This window comes from Vibrio renipiscarius (genome assembly GCF_000827885.1).
Lineage (GTDB): Bacteria > Pseudomonadota > Gammaproteobacteria > Enterobacterales > Vibrionaceae > Vibrio > Vibrio renipiscarius.
Map to the genome: position 1 here is coordinate 28081 of NZ_JTKH01000019.1, position 18858 is coordinate 46938.

Annotated in this window: 16 protein-coding genes; 7 read left to right on the top strand and 9 right to left on the bottom strand. The window is 44.7% G+C overall.

The genetic code is table 11. From position 1 onward, the window contains the following. Nucleotides 1–362: 362 nt before the first annotated feature. On the top strand, nt 363–803 hold the full coding sequence (locus tag OJ16_RS10245; RefSeq protein WP_040990231.1) for a hypothetical protein: 441 nt from the start codon (nt 363–365) through the stop codon (nt 801–803). A gap of 236 nt (nt 804–1039) precedes the next feature. Next, nucleotides 1040–2794, top strand: coding sequence for a lysophospholipid acyltransferase family protein (locus OJ16_RS10250; RefSeq protein ID WP_040990071.1), 1755 nt, complete (start codon nt 1040–1042; stop codon nt 2792–2794). Nucleotides 2795–2825: 31 nt separating this feature from the next. Here the strand turns inward: OJ16_RS10250 and OJ16_RS10255 are convergent, their stop codons facing one another. After that, nucleotides 2826–3392: an MltR family transcriptional regulator gene (locus OJ16_RS10255; protein WP_052810401.1), complete on the bottom strand. Its 567-nt coding sequence runs from the start codon at nt 3390–3392 to the stop codon at nt 2826–2828. After that, entirely contained in the window at nt 3392–4930 is a 1539-nt protein-coding gene (locus OJ16_RS10260; protein ID WP_040990073.1) for a PTS sugar transporter subunit IIA, read from the bottom strand. The genes OJ16_RS10255 and OJ16_RS10260 overlap by 1 nt, the downstream gene beginning before the upstream one ends. Nucleotides 4931–5613: 683 nt before the next feature. On the opposite strand from OJ16_RS10260, the gene OJ16_RS10265 reads away from it, so the two are divergent. The 3 genes from OJ16_RS10265 to OJ16_RS10275 all read left to right on the top strand — a co-directional run bounded on the left by OJ16_RS10265 (nt 5614) and on the right by OJ16_RS10275 (nt 9391). Continuing rightward, a complete protein-coding gene (locus tag OJ16_RS10265) occupies nt 5614–7512 on the top strand; it encodes a PTS mannitol transporter subunit IICBA (protein WP_040990075.1) in 1899 nt (632 codons plus the stop codon). A 140-nt stretch (nt 7513–7652) separates the two neighbouring features. Next, a complete protein-coding gene (locus OJ16_RS10270; RefSeq protein WP_040990077.1) occupies nt 7653–8801 on the top strand; it encodes a mannitol-1-phosphate 5-dehydrogenase in 1149 nt (382 codons plus the stop codon). A 56-nt stretch (nt 8802–8857) separates the two neighbouring features. Beyond that, nucleotides 8858–9391 carry an MltR family transcriptional regulator gene (locus OJ16_RS10275; protein ID WP_040990079.1) on the top strand — a complete coding sequence of 178 codons (534 nt, stop codon included), beginning with the start codon at nt 8858–8860 and terminating at the stop codon, nt 9389–9391. A 4-nt stretch (nt 9392–9395) separates the two neighbouring features. On the opposite strand, the gene OJ16_RS10280 is transcribed toward OJ16_RS10275, so the two are convergent. From OJ16_RS10280 to OJ16_RS10300, 5 genes are all read right to left on the bottom strand, one after another. Next, entirely contained in the window at nt 9396–9800 is a 405-nt protein-coding gene (locus OJ16_RS10280) for a hypothetical protein (protein WP_052810402.1), read from the bottom strand. Between the two features lie 74 nt (nt 9801–9874). Continuing rightward, a complete protein-coding gene (locus OJ16_RS10285) occupies nt 9875–10150 on the bottom strand; it encodes a hypothetical protein (RefSeq protein WP_040990081.1) in 276 nt (91 codons plus the stop codon). A 177-nt stretch (nt 10151–10327) separates the two neighbouring features. Beyond that, entirely contained in the window at nt 10328–11128 is an 801-nt protein-coding gene (gene nagB / locus OJ16_RS10290; RefSeq protein ID WP_040990083.1) for a glucosamine-6-phosphate deaminase, read from the bottom strand. A 535-nt stretch (nt 11129–11663) separates the two neighbouring features. Continuing rightward, nucleotides 11664–13496: a glutamine--fructose-6-phosphate transaminase (isomerizing) gene (gene glmS, locus OJ16_RS10295; protein WP_040990084.1), complete on the bottom strand. Its 1833-nt coding sequence runs from the start codon at nt 13494–13496 to the stop codon at nt 11664–11666. 57 nt (nt 13497–13553) lie between these two features. Further along, nucleotides 13554–14315 carry a DeoR/GlpR family DNA-binding transcription regulator gene (locus OJ16_RS10300; RefSeq protein WP_040990087.1) on the bottom strand — a complete coding sequence of 254 codons (762 nt, stop codon included), beginning with the start codon at nt 14313–14315 and terminating at the stop codon, nt 13554–13556. 478 nt (nt 14316–14793) lie between these two features. Between OJ16_RS10300 and pykF the strand changes: the two genes are divergently transcribed. Continuing rightward, nucleotides 14794–16206 carry a pyruvate kinase PykF gene (gene pykF / locus OJ16_RS10305; protein WP_040990089.1) on the top strand — a complete coding sequence of 471 codons (1413 nt, stop codon included), beginning with the start codon at nt 14794–14796 and terminating at the stop codon, nt 16204–16206. 155 nt (nt 16207–16361) lie between these two features. Here pykF and OJ16_RS10310 read toward each other — a convergent pair whose 3' ends face one another. Beyond that, nucleotides 16362–17057 (bottom strand): oxidative stress defense protein, encoded by a 696-nt coding sequence (locus tag OJ16_RS10310; RefSeq protein WP_040990238.1) that lies wholly within the window; start codon nt 17055–17057, stop codon nt 16362–16364. Between the two features lie 96 nt (nt 17058–17153). After that, the gene (locus OJ16_RS10315; protein ID WP_040990091.1) at nt 17154–18050 is read right to left on the bottom strand and encodes a LysR family transcriptional regulator ArgP; all 897 of its coding nucleotides are present in this window, start codon (nt 18048–18050) and stop codon (nt 17154–17156) included. A gap of 145 nt (nt 18051–18195) precedes the next feature. On the opposite strand from OJ16_RS10315, the gene OJ16_RS10320 reads away from it, so the two are divergent. Further along, a complete protein-coding gene (locus OJ16_RS10320; RefSeq protein ID WP_040990093.1) occupies nt 18196–18816 on the top strand; it encodes a LysE/ArgO family amino acid transporter in 621 nt (206 codons plus the stop codon). The last annotated feature ends 42 nt before the right edge of the window (nt 18817–18858 follow it).

Sequence of the window (18858 nt, forward strand, 5' to 3'; positions counted from 1 at the left end):
TATTCAACAAAGCGATAAATTCGACTTAAACAGAGTAACAAAATGTTATTTGGCTGCTTAAAGGCGGAGAAATTACAGGGTTATAACGGTGATGACAAGCGATTTAAACCATTGCGGCAAACGTTTTCGTGACAGTTAAAGCTAGGCAAGCGGCGGGAACATTTATTTCATTGGCTTGGACATAGATGACCGCCTCTAACCCAAGAACCCTCATCAACCTCTGTCCCTTCAGAGACCGTTTATCACAAGCTATTGATTTCTCATACCCAACGTTATTCAAGCGTTCATTCACAGGCGGTAGAGGGTACAAATTCAACGAAACGCGTTACAATGCAGGCCACATTTTTCTAGATATAAAGACAATGCAGCTCGACTACACATTCCAATGCTTATCTGCGATGCCTCGTGAAGAACGAGAAGAACTGAGCCTTCGTATGGTTCATCGTTTAGTCCCAGAAGATTACCTCAGTGAAATTTTCACCTTCGATACCGAAGAGACGGAATCAGAAGAAAAGCTGCAAGAAGCACAACTTGACGCCATGCTTCGCCTTAATGCGATAGCACTGAGCCAGTTACCCGCATTATTTCAAGACTCAGAAAACGCGGCGCAAAACATTTTGCGTATGCAGCGCTTAGTGTTGTGGCATTTTTATGCGATTTCATTCCGCTTAGAGCAAGCAATAGCACTTGAAGTACACTGCAATCACGTTGAAGTGATACTCAAACAAAGTCCAGAAAACACGCTTGAGTGGGTAACTACGCTGACTGATTTACTGCGCCAATATGCGAAGATTGCTCAGTAAGTGATGCGCTCCAAACCGCCACTCGTTGGCGGTTATGGCCACTTATCGTGACCTCAACCATTGATCACTTCCCATACCACGACTCCCTTCATTACCACGCCAAAAGACCTCTCCCAGTGGTTTATTGTTGTCATCGTTTCTTCATTTTTCGATCATCACTTACTCACGAAACTGCCGCTTTACTGACATATTCACCGCCTAGACTCACTGTGACGCTGTTATAAGTAGAGGACAATATGGACGTTAATAGCCCCTTTCGCTTACCACGTAAAACCCCTTTCGGACTGGCCGAACATGTCACTGAGTGGGCCACCGGCTTAAGTCAACTCGATAAGTTTTATGCCCAGCGCCCAATAAACTGCGATACAGAAACATTTTTGCGCTTTACGTTGGAAGTGCTCGAGATTGATTACCAAGTGATAAAAGGCTCACTCAATCAGGTACCGGAAGTGGGGGCAACGGTTGTGGTTGCTAACCATCCATTAGGGTGTGTGGAAGGCGTGATTCTTGCCGAACTGTTATTGCTGATCCGCCAAGATGTAAAAATACTCGCCAATCAATACCTCAAAACCGTGCCAGAATTGGATGATCTCTTTATTGGTGTCGATGTATTTGAAGGCAAAGCCGCCCAAAAAGCCAATCTCAAAGCGCTTCGTACCGCGCATCGACATCTCGAGCAAGATGGGTTGCTGCTCTTATTCCCCGCCGGTGAAGTCTCCCAGCCAATCAAGGGCAAGAAAAACGATGTGGAAGATAAAGCTTGGAGTCGATCTGTCAGCGCTTTGATCAAAAAGAGCCAAGCCGCCACCGTGCCGGTATTCATTAATGGCCAAAACTCCAAACGATTCTATGTGGCAGGCAAAGTGCACACCTTGCTACGAACCTTAATGCTTGGGCGTGAACTATTAAATAAGCACCAACAACCGATTGAAATCGCGATTGGTAATACGATCCGATTTAAGGAAATCAGCACGCTGAGTGATGAGACTCTGGTGAATTATTTGCGTCTCAATACGTACCTCTTGAAGCCTGAATCTCCTCATCCTCCTTTCTTGAGTTGCGGTGACGAGAAACACGCCATTTCACCGCCCTTGCCTTTATCACGCATCAAAGACGATCTGAGCAACATCCCCCAAAGCGATCTCTTGCTGACTCAGGGAAATTTTGAGGTTTACTGCACACGAGCAAAGTTCATTCCCAATATATTGTATGAAATTGGACGGTTACGAGAAGAGAGTTTTCGCGCAGTGGGGGAAGGTACCGGCAAAGCGATCGACATCGATCAATTTGATCTGAATTATCGTCACCTCTTTGTTTGGGACAACGCTCAAGATCGCTTAGTCGGAGCGTATCGCTTAGGCTTGGTTGATCGCCTACTGGCAAAATCTGGCATTGACGGTTTGTATTCAAGGACATTATTCCACTACGACACCCCTTTTCTACACCACATGGGACGTTCGATTGAGTTAGGTCGATCCGTGATTGCCGCAGAATATCAACGCAGCATGAGTGCGTTATTATTGTTGTGGAAAGGCATCGCTACATTCATTCAGCGCAACCCTGATTACACCCATTTATTTGGCCCAGTCAGTATCAGTAATGATTACAGCCAAAGCACACGGCAGTTATTAACCGACTCAATGGTGATGCACCACTACGATGAAGATGGTGCCGAATTCGTGACCCCTTCTCACCCATTACCTCGTCATAATACGCATTGGAACACCAGCATGCTGACCGCCTTAGGGGATTTACAACGGCTTTCAAAAGTCATTGCGCGCATGGATGAAGGCAAAAGTGTTCCTGTACTTCTGCGTCATTATTTGGCGCTAAATGGAAAATTGGTGAGTTTTAATGTGGACCCTAAGTTTAATCATGCGTTAGATGGGCTGATTGTGGTCGACCTGCGGCAAATTCCCGCCAAAACGCTAGGCCGTTATATGGGCTTATCTCAAGCGGATCAATATCGGCATTATCACCAACAAAAATAAGCCATAGGAACGAAAAGGCGATGAAGATCGCCTAAGTTCTTGCTGAACGCAGTTGGCCAACTAATTCCGTAATGGCCAATAAGATCGTTGAACACACCTTCTGATGATGACGAAGAATAAACATATTCATCATCGACTCTGATAATCCAGACATCATGCTTGGGTCAAAGTCTATCGGCATTGTGCGTTTAATCGTTTCGACACTACGCAACTCAGACAAAATATAAGGATCTGAAAAGGAGAGCGACGAATTGAAATCATTGCAGAACTCCCTCAGCCTGACAAAGACTTCTAAATCACAATAAACCTCTCGACTGATGACCCCCAATCCAAGCAACAAGCCCGCTCGAACCTTAATATCCGCAAGGGGACCCTGCGCTCTCATTAAAGGACTCACAATATATTGAACGGCTTGTTCATTTCGAGACAGCATACTTTGTAAAACCGCCCCGACCGCATCATCTAACGCATGATACGCCGCCATGATGACGGCGTTCGGATCGTCTGCCTGCGTAATCACTTCAAGCAGTTCCGCCTCATTCGGCAGGTGAATCGTTTCATTCTTAACTGAGCTACCACCGTAGCAAGGTAATGACATTAAATCGCCTTACCATTCAGCACGTTCACAATATCATTCACTTCCGTTGTCGATTTTAATCGTTCTAGAACTTCATCATCATCCAACGCTAAGCTGATGGATGAAATGATTTGAATATGGCGTTCATTCTTTGCTGCAATGGCCACAACAATCTTCGCCATATCGGTGGGCTCACTGCCCCACTCAACACCGGCAGGGATCTGCCCAAAGACAACGCCGTCACGGATAACGTGCTGCTTTCCTCCGATCATGCCATGAGGTAATGCGATAGATTCCCCCAAGTAAGTTGATAAGAGCGCCTCTCGTTTGTGCATATCCTCAATATACGCCGGTTCAACATGCCCTAATTCAACTAATTTCTGACCTAGCAGGGAAATCGCTTCTTCTTTATTCGCCACATTCATGTTTAAACAAACATGTTCAGGGGTAAGCATGACCATGGTTGAGAATTTATTGACCACCAATTCACCCACATCATCCTTACTTTGACTCGCGTGGTCCTGTAAATTGGATTTTTGCTTTGGCTCGCCCTTGAGCAGGACGATGGCAGTGACAAATGAAACGGCAGTGGATGCGATAAACGATGCGATAACACCGACCAAAGAGGTCTTTGGGGTTAATAATAAAATGGCAATGATAGAACCAGGAGAAGCCGGCGCGACAAGACCCGCATTGAATAGAACCAACACATAAATACCGACCATACTGCCCAAAATAAGCGCGATAAGTAAGCGAGGCTTCATCAAAATATAAGGGAAGTAGACCTCTTGAATGCCACCAAATAGATGTATCACGGTAGCTCCCGCAGCCGTTTGCTGTACGCGCCCTTTTGTTGTTGCGATATAAGCAAGCAATACTCCAAAAGCGGGACCTGGGTTTGACTCCAACAAAAAGAATAACGATTGTCCGGTCTCTTTGGCTTGCTGAATACCGAGTGGCGTAAAAATGCCATGATTAATCGCATTGTTTAAAAAGAGTATTTTGATCGGCTCTATAATGATGGCAACAAGGCTAATGGATTCAGACGCAATCAAGGTCTCTACGCCCGCAGAGGCCATAGCGGAAATTGTCGTTATGATTGGACCAACAAAATAAAGCGCAATAATGGCCCCCAACATCCCAATAATTCCCGTAGAGAAATTATTGACCAGCATTTCAAAGCCACTTTTAACTCTGTTTTCCATGACTGCATCAAATTTCTTGATGACGAGTGCACTTAAGGGGCCAACAATCATCGCCCCCATAAGCATTGGTATATCCGTCCCCGCGATTAACCCCATCGTCGTGACTAGCGCGACGATAGCACCTCGCTCACCCGCAACAAGGCGTCCACCGTAATAACCGATCATCAGAGGAATAAGGTAAGTAATAATAGGGTCAACCAATACCGCAATCTTGGCATTCGGCATCCAACCCGTTGGAATAAACAGCGCAGAGATTAATCCCCAAGCGATAAAGATACCGATGTTGGGAATAACCATATTAGATAAAAAACGCCCAACACCTTGGACTTTTACTTTTGAGTTTGGGGAAAGCATGGAAAGGGTTCTCTGGTTGTTTTTTTTTCGCCGGCGACTGTACCATATGAAAATAGAATGACATTCTCAACAATGAGCAAATACTAAACTAAGATCACAAATAATATTGTCGCCATCGGAATAACAACGATATATCCATCACAAAAAACCAGAAACTGCGACGTAAATGATTGATCCTACATGCCTAAATAACGCCTAAATCACGTTCAAATCACGCAAAATCAATAAACCATCACTCATCATTTTATATCCAATGATCACTTTGCATCATTTACGCTTAAAAACTGTAATAAAATTACAAAGCAAGCCAATTTCGCCTTAAAGGTAAGCTATCCATCTCAAATAATGGCGATAAAACCCAAGCTATAACCATGAAAAATATCCAACTTTCCAAAAAGTAGATCTTCATCACTATAAATATACTCCCCGCCCAAGCAAGAAATGAGATCTAAATCACGCATAAATGATAATCAAACTCATTAAATGGCACTTGTAATTTTATGACTCGATAGATACGTGATCTCCATCACTAGTGATTATGTATTCCAATATTTGGACTGTGATTGCAATCACAATTTCTAGGCCAATGATGCTATTTAAAAATCCTGTGATACATTTTGTATAACTTACTAGGACACATTTTCGACTATTTGGTCATCCTATATACTACTGAGGCCACCCTTATGTTATCACCGGAAGCAAAGATCAAAGTTCAGAGTTTTGGTCGTTTTCTATCAAACATGGTAATGCCAAACATCGGCGCATTCATTGCGTGGGGTTTCATTACTGCACTCTTTATCCCTACTGGTTGGTTACCAAACGAAACGCTCGCGGCGTTAGTTGGACCAATGATCACTTACCTTCTACCGCTGTTGATCGGTTATACCGGGGGTAAAATGGTTGGCGGTGACCGCGGCGCGGTTGTGGGTGCAATCACGACCATGGGCGTCATTGTTGGCTCAGATATCCCAATGTTCATGGGCGCGATGATCGTGGGTCCTCTCGGTGGTATCGCAATCAAGAAATTCGATGAAGCTGTTCACGGTAAGGTGAAGAGTGGCTTCGAAATGCTAGTGAACAACTTCTCTGCTGGTATTATTGGTATGATCTGCGCAATCATTGCGTTCTACCTAATCGGCCCTGCAGTTAAGGTACTTTCCAATGGTCTAGCGACTGGCGTAAACGCCATGGTTGACGCTGGCCTTCTGCCTCTAGCCTCAATTTTCGTTGAACCTGCAAAAATTCTATTCCTGAACAACGCAATCAACCACGGCATCTTCTCACCACTAGGCATTCAACAAGCAGAAGAGACTGGTCGTTCAATTTTCTTCCTAATCGAAGCGAACCCAGGTCCTGGTTTTGGTCTATTGCTCGCTTACATGGTCTTCGGTAAAGGCAGTGCAAAACAATCTGCTGCAGGCGCATCAATCATTCAATTTTTAGGTGGTATCCACGAAATCTATTTCCCATACGTACTAATGAATCCACGCCTTATTCTTGCGGTTATTGCCGGCGGTATGGCAGGTGTGTTCGTTAACGTAATGTTTAACTCGGGTCTGATTTCTCCAGCGTCACCAGGTTCAATCTTCGCCATTTTATTACTGACACCAAAAGGCGCATACCTAGGCGTTATCCTTTCGGTTGTTGCGGCAACAGCGACATCATTCATTGTTGCTTCTATCCTATTAAAAACAACCTCACAAGCGGGTGATGACGATTCTCTAGAAAAAGCGTCAGCTCAAATGAAAGACATGAAGGGTGCTTCTAAAGGTGCAACTTCCGGTGCGGATGTAAACCTAGCAGAGATTAAAGCAATCTATGTCGCTTGTGATGCAGGTATGGGTTCAAGTGCGATGGGTGCGAGCTTGCTACGTAAAAAAGTAGAAGCGGCGGGTCTCGATATTTATGTAACCAACTATGCAATCAACAACTTGCCGACAGATTCTAAAATTGTCATCACGCACAAAGACCTAACTGACCGTGCTCATAAGACAATACCTGATGCAATGCACATCTCTCTGAGTAACTTCTTAGACAGCGGTGTGTACGACAAACTGGTCGTGCAGCTAGTCGAAGCGAAAAGTAAGGATGCTGAAGTAAGCACGCCAGCTGCGGTAGCGCAAGCAAAGCCAGAAACGGAAAACGACACGCTGACACTGACTAGCGATGCGGTGTTCCTTGGTCTAAAAACCACCAACAAGAACCAAGCAATCAAGTTCGCCGGCGAACAGCTCGTCAAACTCGGCAACGTAAGCCCAGAGTACATTGAAGGTATGTACGCACGTGAAGAACTGGTTTCCACGTATCTTGGCGAATCAATCGCGGTACCACACGGCACTATCGAAGCGAAAAAATACGTACAAAAAACGGGCATCGTATTCTGTCAGTATCCTGAAGGCATCCAGTGGGGTGAAGATGAAGACGATGTGGCGAAAATGGTCATCGGTATTGCCGCTCAAGGTGATGAGCACAACATGGTATTGATGGCTATCACGAATTCACTTGATGACGAAGAAGCAGTGGAACGCTTACAAAACACGACGAATCCAGACGATGTTTTGACGATTCTAAACGGAAAGTAAGAAGCTTTAAGTCAAGCTCCTAAGTGAATGAGGCCAGTCCCCCTCTGGCCTCTTTTTTCAGCCTAGATAGTTTACGGTTTAGACATCGATTTCTGAGTCGTCACCTATATAGATTACATAGCTAAAAGGTCATAAACATTATGAAAGCATTACATTTTGGTGCAGGTAATATCGGTCGTGGTTTCATTGGTAAGCTGCTAGCAGACGCAGGCTTTGACGTTACTTTTGCAGACGTAAACGAAACCGTTGTCAACGCTCTGATCGAACGCAAAGAATACCCAGTGAAAATTGTCGGTGAAGAGTGTGTCGTTGAAATAGTGAAGAACGTGACTGCCGTCAACTCATCAACGGATGCAGTGATTGATTGTATTGCTGAAGCCGATTTAGTGACGACCGCGGTTGGCCCAACCGTTCTTAAGATCATCTCAAAATCGATCGCTCAAGGTATCGAAAAGCGTGCCGCGGCAGGTAACACGACACCACTGAACATCATCGCAGCCGAAAACATGGTGCGAGGCACTAGCCAGTTAAAAGAAGCGGTACTTGAACACCTCTCTGACGAAACAAAAGCATTTGTCGAAGATCATGTGGGTTTTGTCGATTCAGCCGTAGACCGTATTGTTCCGCCGGCAGAAGCAGGTGAAACGGATCCTCTCGCGGTCACCGTTGAGACATTCAGCGAGTGGATCGTCGATAAGACTCAATTCAAAGGTAACATTCCAAACATTCCGGGAATGGAATGCACCGATAACCTAATGGCTTTCGTTGAACGTAAGCTATTTACACTCAACACTGGCCACCTCGTTACGGCTTACTTCGGTGTGCTTGCAGGTCACGAAACCGTGAAAGACGCGATCGAAGACGAGAAAATTCGCGCACAAGTAAAAGCAACAATGGAAGAAAGTGGCGCGGTTCTTATTAAGCGTTACGATTTTGATCCAGAAGCTCATGCGGCGTACATTCAAAAAATTCTAGACCGCTTTGCAAATCCATACTTACGTGATGAAGTAGACCGTGTTGGCCGTCAGCCAATCCGCAAACTAAGCCCACAAGATCGTCTAGTGAAACCCCTCAATGGAACACTTGAGTACGGCCTTCCAAATCAACATCTTCTTGAAGGGATCGCTGCCGCATTCCACTACAAGAACGATGATGACCCACAAGCTGTCGAACTTCAGGCAATGTTCCAAGAAAAAGGTTTTGCAGAAACATTAGCGCATTATTCTGAACTGGATAAAGACTCAGAAGTTGTTAAACTAGCGGAAGACGCTTATTTAAAGCTTAAATAATCAAATACTAAGGTGCCGCTGACGCGGCACTTTTATCTTCTAGTTGCAGAATACTAATGTACTCAAATCACGAATCCGAATTATTAGAAGAACTAGCCGAATCCTCCGATGCAAAGGAATGCTTATTGTGTGCCTTTGACATACTCGAGGATATGGTCGATACACTTCTCAAACGTATTTTTCACAAAGATGATTACTCTGTGAAGTTTGTTGTCGACCCACTGCTAACTAATGATGGACCTCTTGCTGATATCAACGTGCGAACTAAACTTTTGCTGGGTTTAGGCGTCATCAGCAAAGAAGTTTACGATGATATTGCCATCTTCGTTACCCTTAAAGAATGGGTAAAAATTCAAGACGGTGATGTGGAGTTTTGGGATCAAAACGTCGTGTTTGAATTGAACAGAGTGAATGCGATTCAGCAAAAAGGCATGCCGATCGATTACTCACCAGAGCTCATTTCAGGGATGTCTGAAGATATGATCGCGATGTTTTTAAAGCGCCACTTCCATAAAGTTCGCTCTATCATCGTTCTAGCCATTCATGATATCCATCAGCAATTGTCCCAAAACAATTTGTTATCTTCCTAACGGCTTATTTTTGACTGCTCTCTACTTGCATGCCCCACTGTTCGCATTCATTCAAGAGATTCAACAAAAATTGTTTCGGGTTGGCCATCTTTTCGCCCCCTTTAACCTCGGCATCAGTTATTTGCCAAAACTGACGCGTCACAAGGTTCCTCTTATAAATAAAATCAGACATTTGATTCATTGAAAGAGGTAACGCTTCTCCGACATTGTCATTTAGAAGCAATAGAGTCTGTTTTAGTTCTGCAGTCGTACCTTGCAAAAACAGTTCAGGTGTCATGCGGCCCAGTGTATTTAACGCTTCTAACGGCTGATATTTGCATAGTGGCTGAATGCTTCGATAGAGGAGATTATCTACTTTTTGCACCGCAATTAACGTCGCGCCTAATAAAGATAATAACTCACTATCCATATTGCACCCCATATCAGTTGTTTGTGTCATCTCTTAGACCTCAGATATTATCAATACGATTAAGTGGTTATACTTCATTCAAACTTCAAAAGAACATCTTCAACGTCAAACTGGTTAGCATCAAAAACGATATAGTCGCCCTGCGCCGTTTTGACTAATTGAACATTTCCTTTGAATCCAATTTTTCCAAATTTTTCTAATAAAGCACTCTCCGCTTTATCATAAACCACATTAAGAAAAGGCAACTGATTCGAGTGAGTAATGCCATGGGCATTAAAATCATCCATTGCTTCAGAAAAATGATCCGTATCGGTGAACTCGATTATTTGGATAACATCATTTAACAACATATTGTTTACACTTCCGTTTTAATATCAATTCTCAATATTACTACCGTTTGCCACACGTTATCGATATGGCATCGCTATTTTTGCGTTGCAACGAATACGTTCAGATCAAAAACACATTCGTATAAAAAACCACCTCATGAAAGAAGTGGTTTTTAACAGCACGAAAAAGGACTTGGCTTATAGACCTTTAATATTCTCAGCTTCCAACTCTAGGAAGTAGCGCTGAGTCTTAACTTTAAGCTCTTGCTGTGCTTCTTCGTCCGCAACGATGATCGCTTTTGGATGCATTTGTAGCGCAGTGACCGTCCACATGTGGTTAACCGCGCCTTCAATCGCCGCTTGTAGTGCTTGAGCCTTATTGTGACCCAAGGTCAAAATCATGACTTCTTCAGCTTCTAGTAGCGTTGCAACACCGATCGTCAGTGCGTATTTAGGCACTTGATTGATATCGTTGTCAAAGAAACGAGAGTTTGCAATGCGAGTTTCTTCTGTTAACGTTTTGATTCGAGTACGCGAAGCAAGAGAAGAACCTGGCTCGTTAAACGCGATATGGCCATCGATGCCAATCCCGCCCATAAACAAATTAATCTTGCCGTATGAGCGAATTTTCTCTTCATACGCTGCACAATGTGCATCGATATCATCAGCTAAACCATCAAGTAGATTGATGTTTTCTTCTTTAATATCAACATGATTGAAGAAGTTATTGTACATGAAAGAACGGTAAGACTCTGGATGATTAGGATCGATGCCAACGTATTCATCCATATTAAATGTCACGACATTTTCAAAACTCACTTCACCCGCTTTATACAACTCAATAAGCGCTTTATAGGTACTTAATGGTGTTCCACCGGTTGGCAAACCAAGGACAAATGGGCGATCAACTGAAGGATTAAACGCATTGATCTTGTTAACAATGTGTCGTGCCGCCCACTTACCAACCTGTGAAGCATTATTTAAAGGAATTAGTCTCATTTGTGTTCTTCCTATACAATGTGGTTAATTTTCATTGTAAAATAACTCTGCAAAACAAGCTATAAAAACAAAACAAATTCAACCTGCTTTAGATCAAAAAACATGAAGTTATTTGATTTCATTCAAAATATAGAATCTTTATTTACATCGCGAATTAATGGTTTTACTGGTACGAAGCCGTGATCTTCTGACTTGGGAACACGTGGTTTGAATCGCAAACGTAAGCAGGCGGGCGTGAACGATCAAATTCTCACATCAAACCACATGACTCAATGTGAATCACCCGATGCGGCATGAAATGCGCACGTGGGCAGTCATTGGGATCCAAAACTGCGGTTGATTTGTTGATTGAGACAAGGAGCACATCAAAGAGTGGTGGCTCGCTTTAGACCTGATCACGCAGACAATTCGGCCAGCCAGAAACACAAAAACCGGTTGGCTTATAATAGCCTAACCGGTTCTCGTCACTTTAAACGTTAGCGCTTCGTTCTAACGCTTATTGCTTTCCAACACGTATGTTATGTCACTAATGACATCACTCAACCGTTACCGCTTTCGCTAGGTTTCTAGGCTGATCAACATCCGTTCCCTTAATTAGGGCGACATGGTATGACAATAACTGCATTGGGATGGTGTAATAGATTGGAGCGGTGATCTCACTAACATGTGGCATCGCAATGATCTTCATGGTGTCGTCCGCCTCAAATCCAGCCTCTTCATCCGCAAAGACATACAACAAGCCGCCACGCGCGCGTACTTCTTCAACGTTTGATTTCAGCTTCTCTAGCAAATCGTTGCTTGGTGCGATAACGACGACAGGCATATCGGCATCGATCAGCGCCAAAGGACCGTGCTTAAGCTCACCCGCAGCGTAAGCTTCTGCGTGAATGTAAGAGATCTCTTTCAGTTTAAGAGACGCTTCCATCGCGATTGGGTAGAACTCACCACGACCCAAGAACAGTGTGTGGTGCTTATCAGCAAAATCAGGCGCGAGCGCTTCGATCTCTTTATCAAATGCGAGAGCTCGCTCAATAGCGGTAGGGAGCTCATGCAGCGCCTTAACGATTTCTGCTTCTTTCTCTTTATTGATGCGACCTTGTAAGCGACCAATTGACGTTACCATCATCAGCATTGCTGCGAGTTGAGTGGTGAACGCTTTCGTCGAAGCAACACCAATCTCTGTCCCTGCGCGAGTCATGAAGGCAAAATCAGATTCACGAACCAGCGAAGAACCCGCTACGTTACAGATCGTCATTGCTGACATGTAACCTTTCTCTTTTGCCAAACGAAGTGCCGCAAGCGTATCGGCGGTTTCACCAGACTGAGACAAAGTCACCAATAGGCTGTTCGGACGAACAACGAAATCACGGTAACGGAATTCAGAAGCGATCTCTACATCACAGCTTACGCCCGCTAGAGACTCAAACCAGTAACGAGCGGCCATACCTGAGTTGTAAGATGTACCACATGCGATGATCTGCACATGTTCAACTTTGCTTAAGATCTCTTCCGCTTTAACGCCAATCGCGTTAGTGATCACTGACGTGTCAGAGATACGACCTTCCATTGTGTTGATCAGCGCGGTTGGCTGCTCAAAGATCTCTTTTTGCATGAAGTGACGGTATTGACCTTTGTCACCGGCGTCGTGTTCAGCGTTTGATTCAACGATGTCACGCTCAACACGCTCACCCACCGCATCAAATACAGTGACGTCACGACGAGTCACCTCAGCAACATCCCCTTCTTCTAGGTACATAAAGCGACGAGTAACACTTAATAGCGCCAGTTGGTCAGAGGCTAGGAAGTTCTCACCCACACCAAAACCGATCACGATCGGGCTACCAGAACGAGCCACAACAATGCGGCTAGGATCTTTGCGATCAACCACGACCGTACCGTACGCACCGTCGAGTTGTTTGGCGGTTTTCTGCAGCGCTTCAACCAAAGAAGCTGACGTGCGGCGTTCCCACTCAACTAAGTGAGCAATCACTTCGGTATCGGTTTGAGAGGTAAACACGTAGCCACGCTCTTGCAGCAGAGCACGCAATGCTTCGTGGTTTTCGATAATGCCATTGTGTACAACCGCAATATCGCCTGACATGTGTGGGTGTGCGTTCGCTTCAGATGGCTCACCGTGTGTCGCCCAACGTGTATGAGCGATACCGGTACCGCCAATCACTTGCTGCTCTTCGACCGCGTCCGCTAATTCTTGTACTTTCCCTAAACGGCGCACACGAGTTAGGTTGGATGCCGAATCAACGACAGCAACACCCGCTGAATCATAACCTCGGTATTCTAAACGGCGAAGGCCTTCAACTAGAATTTCCGCCACATCTCGTTGTGCCACTGCACCTACGATTCCACACATAATCATCTCCAACTCGGTTTCATTCCAAAGAGCAGCAAGCAAAGGCTCTTTTGGGTATTAGGCTAAGATCACTTTTATGTTTTGTGATTCAATTAGCTGTTTGTCGTCCAATGACAAATCTTTGTTTGTCACCAATATATCGATTGCATCCCAGCTCAGTTCTAAATTGGGAATCTTACGGCCAATTTTTTCTGATTCGACCATGACGATCACTTCACGTGATACGTCTGCCATCACTTTGCTCAGACCAACCAGTTCATTAAATGTCGTCGTGCCACGTTCAAGATCAACCCCATCTGCACCAATAAACAATTGATCAAAATCGTAAGAACGCAGCACAGTTTCAGCAACTTGCCCCTGAAATGACTCCGAGTGAGCATCCCAAGTGCCACCGGTCATGAGTAGATGCGGTTCACTCTCGAGGTCATTCAACGCGTTGGCGACATTAAGAGAGTTGGTCATGACCACCAAGCCACGCTTGTCGTTCAATTGCTGAATTAAGGCTGTCGTCGTGCTGCCACTGTCGATCACAATACGGTTGTGGTCACGAATAAGCTTTGCCGCCGCGACTGCTAGCTCCATCTTACGAATCGAAACTTTTTCGCCCATTTCATCGTTCATCACTTCCGAAGGCAATGCAATCGCGCCTCCGTAGCGACGCAATAATTGGCCGTTCTGCTCCAATGAAGACAAGTCCTTTCTAATCGTGACCTCAGAGGTTTCAAACTTTTGCGATAACTCTTCTACGCTCACCTCACCTTTTTCATTCACTAAGTGGGAAATGGCGTGTCTTCTGATTTGAGTGTTTCGTTTCGACATCTAATTTTTATTCTTAAGTTTCGATTTGAAAGTTATTATAGTCAAGTCGAAACTTATCCGTCCATTTATTTCGATCCAAAAAATTATTATTTAGCGATAAAACCTTGTCCTAAGACAACTCTTAAGCAGTGATATTGAAGTCATTCAGTGGTAGAATTCGCACCCGAAAAGAAAATTAATTACAGAAAAGAACGTTATTTTTTTGCAATGTAAGGGCGCTAAAGTGGCCTTAATCACAAAAAATAGTCAAAAACAGCAAAAAACTGGTGATAAAGCCATCACCACATGACTAAAAATAACGAAAAACTTTCAGAACTGAAGCAGACCCAAATCGGACTACACTGATCTCTTTGCAGGCACAAAATGCATCCCAATCAGTCCTGCTTCAGACAAGCCGAGTGTCTATATTTAAACGTCGACACTCATGCAATAACCGAACTTAAACTGTAACCATCTTATTTACCGGAGAGTATCTTCCATGAAAAAGACCAAAATCGTATGTACGATTGGCCCTAAAACTGAATCTGTAGAGAAGCTAACTGAACTTGTAAACGCAGGCATGAATGTTATGCGTCTTAACTTCTCTCACGGTAACTTCGCGGAGCACGAAGCTCGCATCGTGAACTTCCGTAAAGTAATGGAAGTAACTGGCAAACAACTATCTATCCTTCTAGACACTAAAGGTCCAGAAATCCGCACGATCAAACTAGAAGACGGCAACGACGTTGATCTAGTAGCGGGCCAAGAGTTCACTTTCACTACTGACGCAACAGTTGTTGGTAACAAAGATATCGTAGCAGTAACTTACCTTGGTTTTGCTAAAGATCTATCAGCTGGTAACACTATCCTAGTTGACGATGGTCTAATCGAGATGGAAGTTATCGCAACAACTGAAACTGAAGTTAAGTGTAAAGTTCTTAACAACGGTGCTCTAGGCGAAAACAAAGGTGTTAACCTTCCTGGCGTTTCTGTTCAACTTCCAGCTCTATCTGAAAAAGATAAGAACGACCTTAAATTTGGTTGTGAGCAAGGCGTTGATTTCGTTGCTGCATCTTTCATCCGTAAAGCGGCTGATGTACAAGAAATCCGTGAAGTTCTAACGGCTAACGGCGGCGAGAACATCCACATCATCTCTAAAATTGAAAACCAAGAAGGCGTTGATAACTTCGACGAAATCCTTGAGCTTTCTGACGGCATCATGGTAGCTCGTGGCGACCTAGGTGTTGAAATCCCAGCTGAAGAAGTAATCTTCGCTCAGAAGATGATGATCGAGAAATGTAACCGTGCACGTAAAGTTGTTATCACTGCAACTCAAATGCTTGATTCTATGATCAACAACCCACGTCCAACTCGCGCAGAAGCGGGTGACGTTGCGAACGCAATCATGGATGGTACTGATGCTGTAATGCTTTCTGGCGAAACAGCTAAAGGTAAGTACCCAGTTGAAGCAGTAACGATCATGGCTCAAATCGCGAACCGTACTGATGGCGCTCTTAAAGCAGAACTAGGTTCTCGTCTAGACAGCCCACGTCTACGTATCACTGAAGCAGTATGTAAAGGCGCGGTAGACACAGCTGAGAAACTAGCAGCTCCTCTAATCGTTGTTGCGACTGAAGGCGGCAAATCTGCTCGTTCAGTACGTAAGTACTTCCCAACTGCAAACATCCTTGCGCTAACAACTAACACTAAGACTGCTGCACAGCTAGTTCTTACTAAAGGTGTTCGCCCTGTTGTTGTTGATTCAATCAGCAACACTGATGAGTTCTACGTAAACGGTAAAGAAATCGCTCTACAATCTGGCCTAGGTAAGAAAGGCGACATCGTAGTTATGGTTTCTGGCGCTCTAGTCGCTTCAGGCACAACTAACACGGCTTCTGTACACGTTCTATAATTAGACGCTAACAGAAAACAAGATACGAAAGAGGGCTTAGGCCCTCTTTTTTTGTCGCTAGCAATTCTTTGCGGTGATGAATTTGCCCAATCTTGAATAAAAAAAGAGCAGGCATTATGCCCACTCTCTCTTGTCTACCCTGTCGTAGAAATCCGCTACTTCTCTAAACGATAAATCACGTCAACCCGATCTCGGATCACTAAGGTTGAATCTTGATAACCATTCGATTCTGCTTTCATGTCCATACTCATCGCACGCATAAGCACAGGCTGAGTGTTGTGCGAGTTATAGTTAATCTCCCACACCGAACCGAGCTCGCGATCAAAACCTTGTGCCAATGAGTCGGCTTTGCTTTGCGCATCTTTTATTGCCGCTAAACGCGCTTGCTGATGAAACTTCGCTTCATCCTTCACTTTCAATTTGATGTTATCGACTTGGTTGATACCCGAACTTAACGCGACATCTAAGTATTGATTTAGGTTGGCGAGATCATCCACTTGCACCGTAATCGCTCGACTAGCACGATAACCAACGAGCTCAGGCTGACCTTTTTTAGGGTAGTGGTATTGAGGCGCCAGATACAAATTGGTGCTGGTGATGCTATCGGCAGTAACCCCTTGCGCTTTAAGCTGAGTTAGAAAAGCCGCCACCGCTTTATCAACACTTTGCTTAGCTTGCTCCGCCGTCATGGTCGTCTCAACGACTTTGACCGAGAACTCTGCCATATCCGGCTTCGCCACCACTTCACCATAACCTGTGGTGGAAAGGTGAGGGAAATCCAATCCATTTGCCGATGAGGCAAAACTCATGCTCGCGGCTAACGCGGCGACTACTAACGCGACCTTCTTCATACCATTCACCTTATGAGTGTTGTTGATTAATTCATCATAAATCAAATCTTTCTCTTGGCTAGACATGCCTCATTAAACTGACACAAACTTAACCGATTAACTCGGTAATATTTCTCTCGCATGCAGAATGATTGCTTCAGAAAGCGATTTCAATAAGCCCGTCTCTAACTGCCAGTGGTGCCAATAAATACGGTGCGACAAAATAAAATCTGGCGTGATGTTCACCAAGCTGCCATTGGCCAATTCATCTTCTATTTGAAGTTTAGGGATCAAGCAATACGCGACCCCACTTAATGCCAGTTTGACGAAGGCTTCTGAACTGCGAACCGTGTGTTTTAATACGCTGCCTTTCGGCAAATTGAAGTGCTGATGGATAAAGCGATCGTTCATATCATCATGGTGATCAAACGCCACCGTCGGGGCAGTTTGCAGTGATTCTCGGTTTACGCCATGGGGAAAGTAATGCTGACAAAATGCAGGACTCGCCACGCACAAGTAATCAACACGACCAAGATAATCGGCATCGCAACCCGGTATCGATTGAGATTCTAAGCTGATCGCCCCCGCCACTTCCCCGCTGCGCAATTTATCCAACGTGCGGCCTTCATCATCGACAATCAGGTTAAGAGCGACTCGATTTTCTTTCAGGATGCGCGTTAAACTCGGCAGCAACCACGTCGCCAAGCTGTCGGCATTCGTGGCAAAGGAAACCTCTAACGGCTTGCTCACCCCTTCGTTCATTAGTTCTGGAATGAACTCACTTTCTAATAAGCGGACACGCCCATACAACCCCAGCAATTTCTTGCCGATAGGGGTCGGCCTGGGTGGGATTTCACGGATCAGAGCCGGTTGCGCGAGGTATTTCTCCAGCTGTTTGATGCGCTGAGAGACCGCTGATTGAGAAACATAAAGCGACTCAGCGGCTCGCTCAAAGCTGCCCAACTGCACGATCGCCTCAAGCGCTTCAACCCATTTGTAGTCCAATCCACGCATACCTTTTCCCTTTAATTTTCATTTCCATGCACGCTTAGCTTGCGTTATAAGCATTACTTATACTGAATTAAAATCATTAAATATACTTATTTCCGTCCCCGGATTATCTTCCTCGCATCGACATCAAATAACCGGAGAGAAGATTGTGAATTTATGGGTATTACTGCAAGGATTTGGACTAGGCGCAACCATGATCATACCGATCGGCGCGCAGAATGCTTATGTTCTCAATCAAGGGATTAAACGCCAACATCATTTAACGACGGCGATCACCTGTAGCGTTCTTGATGCGATTTTTATCTCTCTCGGGATCTTTGGTGGTGGCGCACTCATCTCTCAAAATGAAATGCTATTAACCGTCGTAACGCTCGGTGGTATCGCCTTCCTGACTGTGTACGGCTGCTTGTCTTTAAAGAGTGCTTTTCGTGATCCGGCGAAACAAGAACATGCGGGGCATGTACTGGCTCGCGGCCGTCGTACCGTCATTCTTGGCGCTTTGGCAGTGACGGTATTAAACCCTCATCTCTATTTGGATACCGTTGTAATCTTAGGCTCAATCGGTGGTCAATTTGAGGGGCAAGATCGTATTTCTTTTGCTATCGGCACCATCATGGCCTCTTTTGTTTGGTTCTACTCATTGTCGCTGGGTGCGGCAAAATTAGGCCCGACATTGTCCAAACCGAAAGTGAAAAAAGGCATTGATATTATGGTCGCGATAATGATGTTCTTTATCGCCTCCTTGCTGACGAAGCAGCTGATTCAGTAAGGCGGGTTACCCATGATCCAATAACTCAGCGACCAACGACAG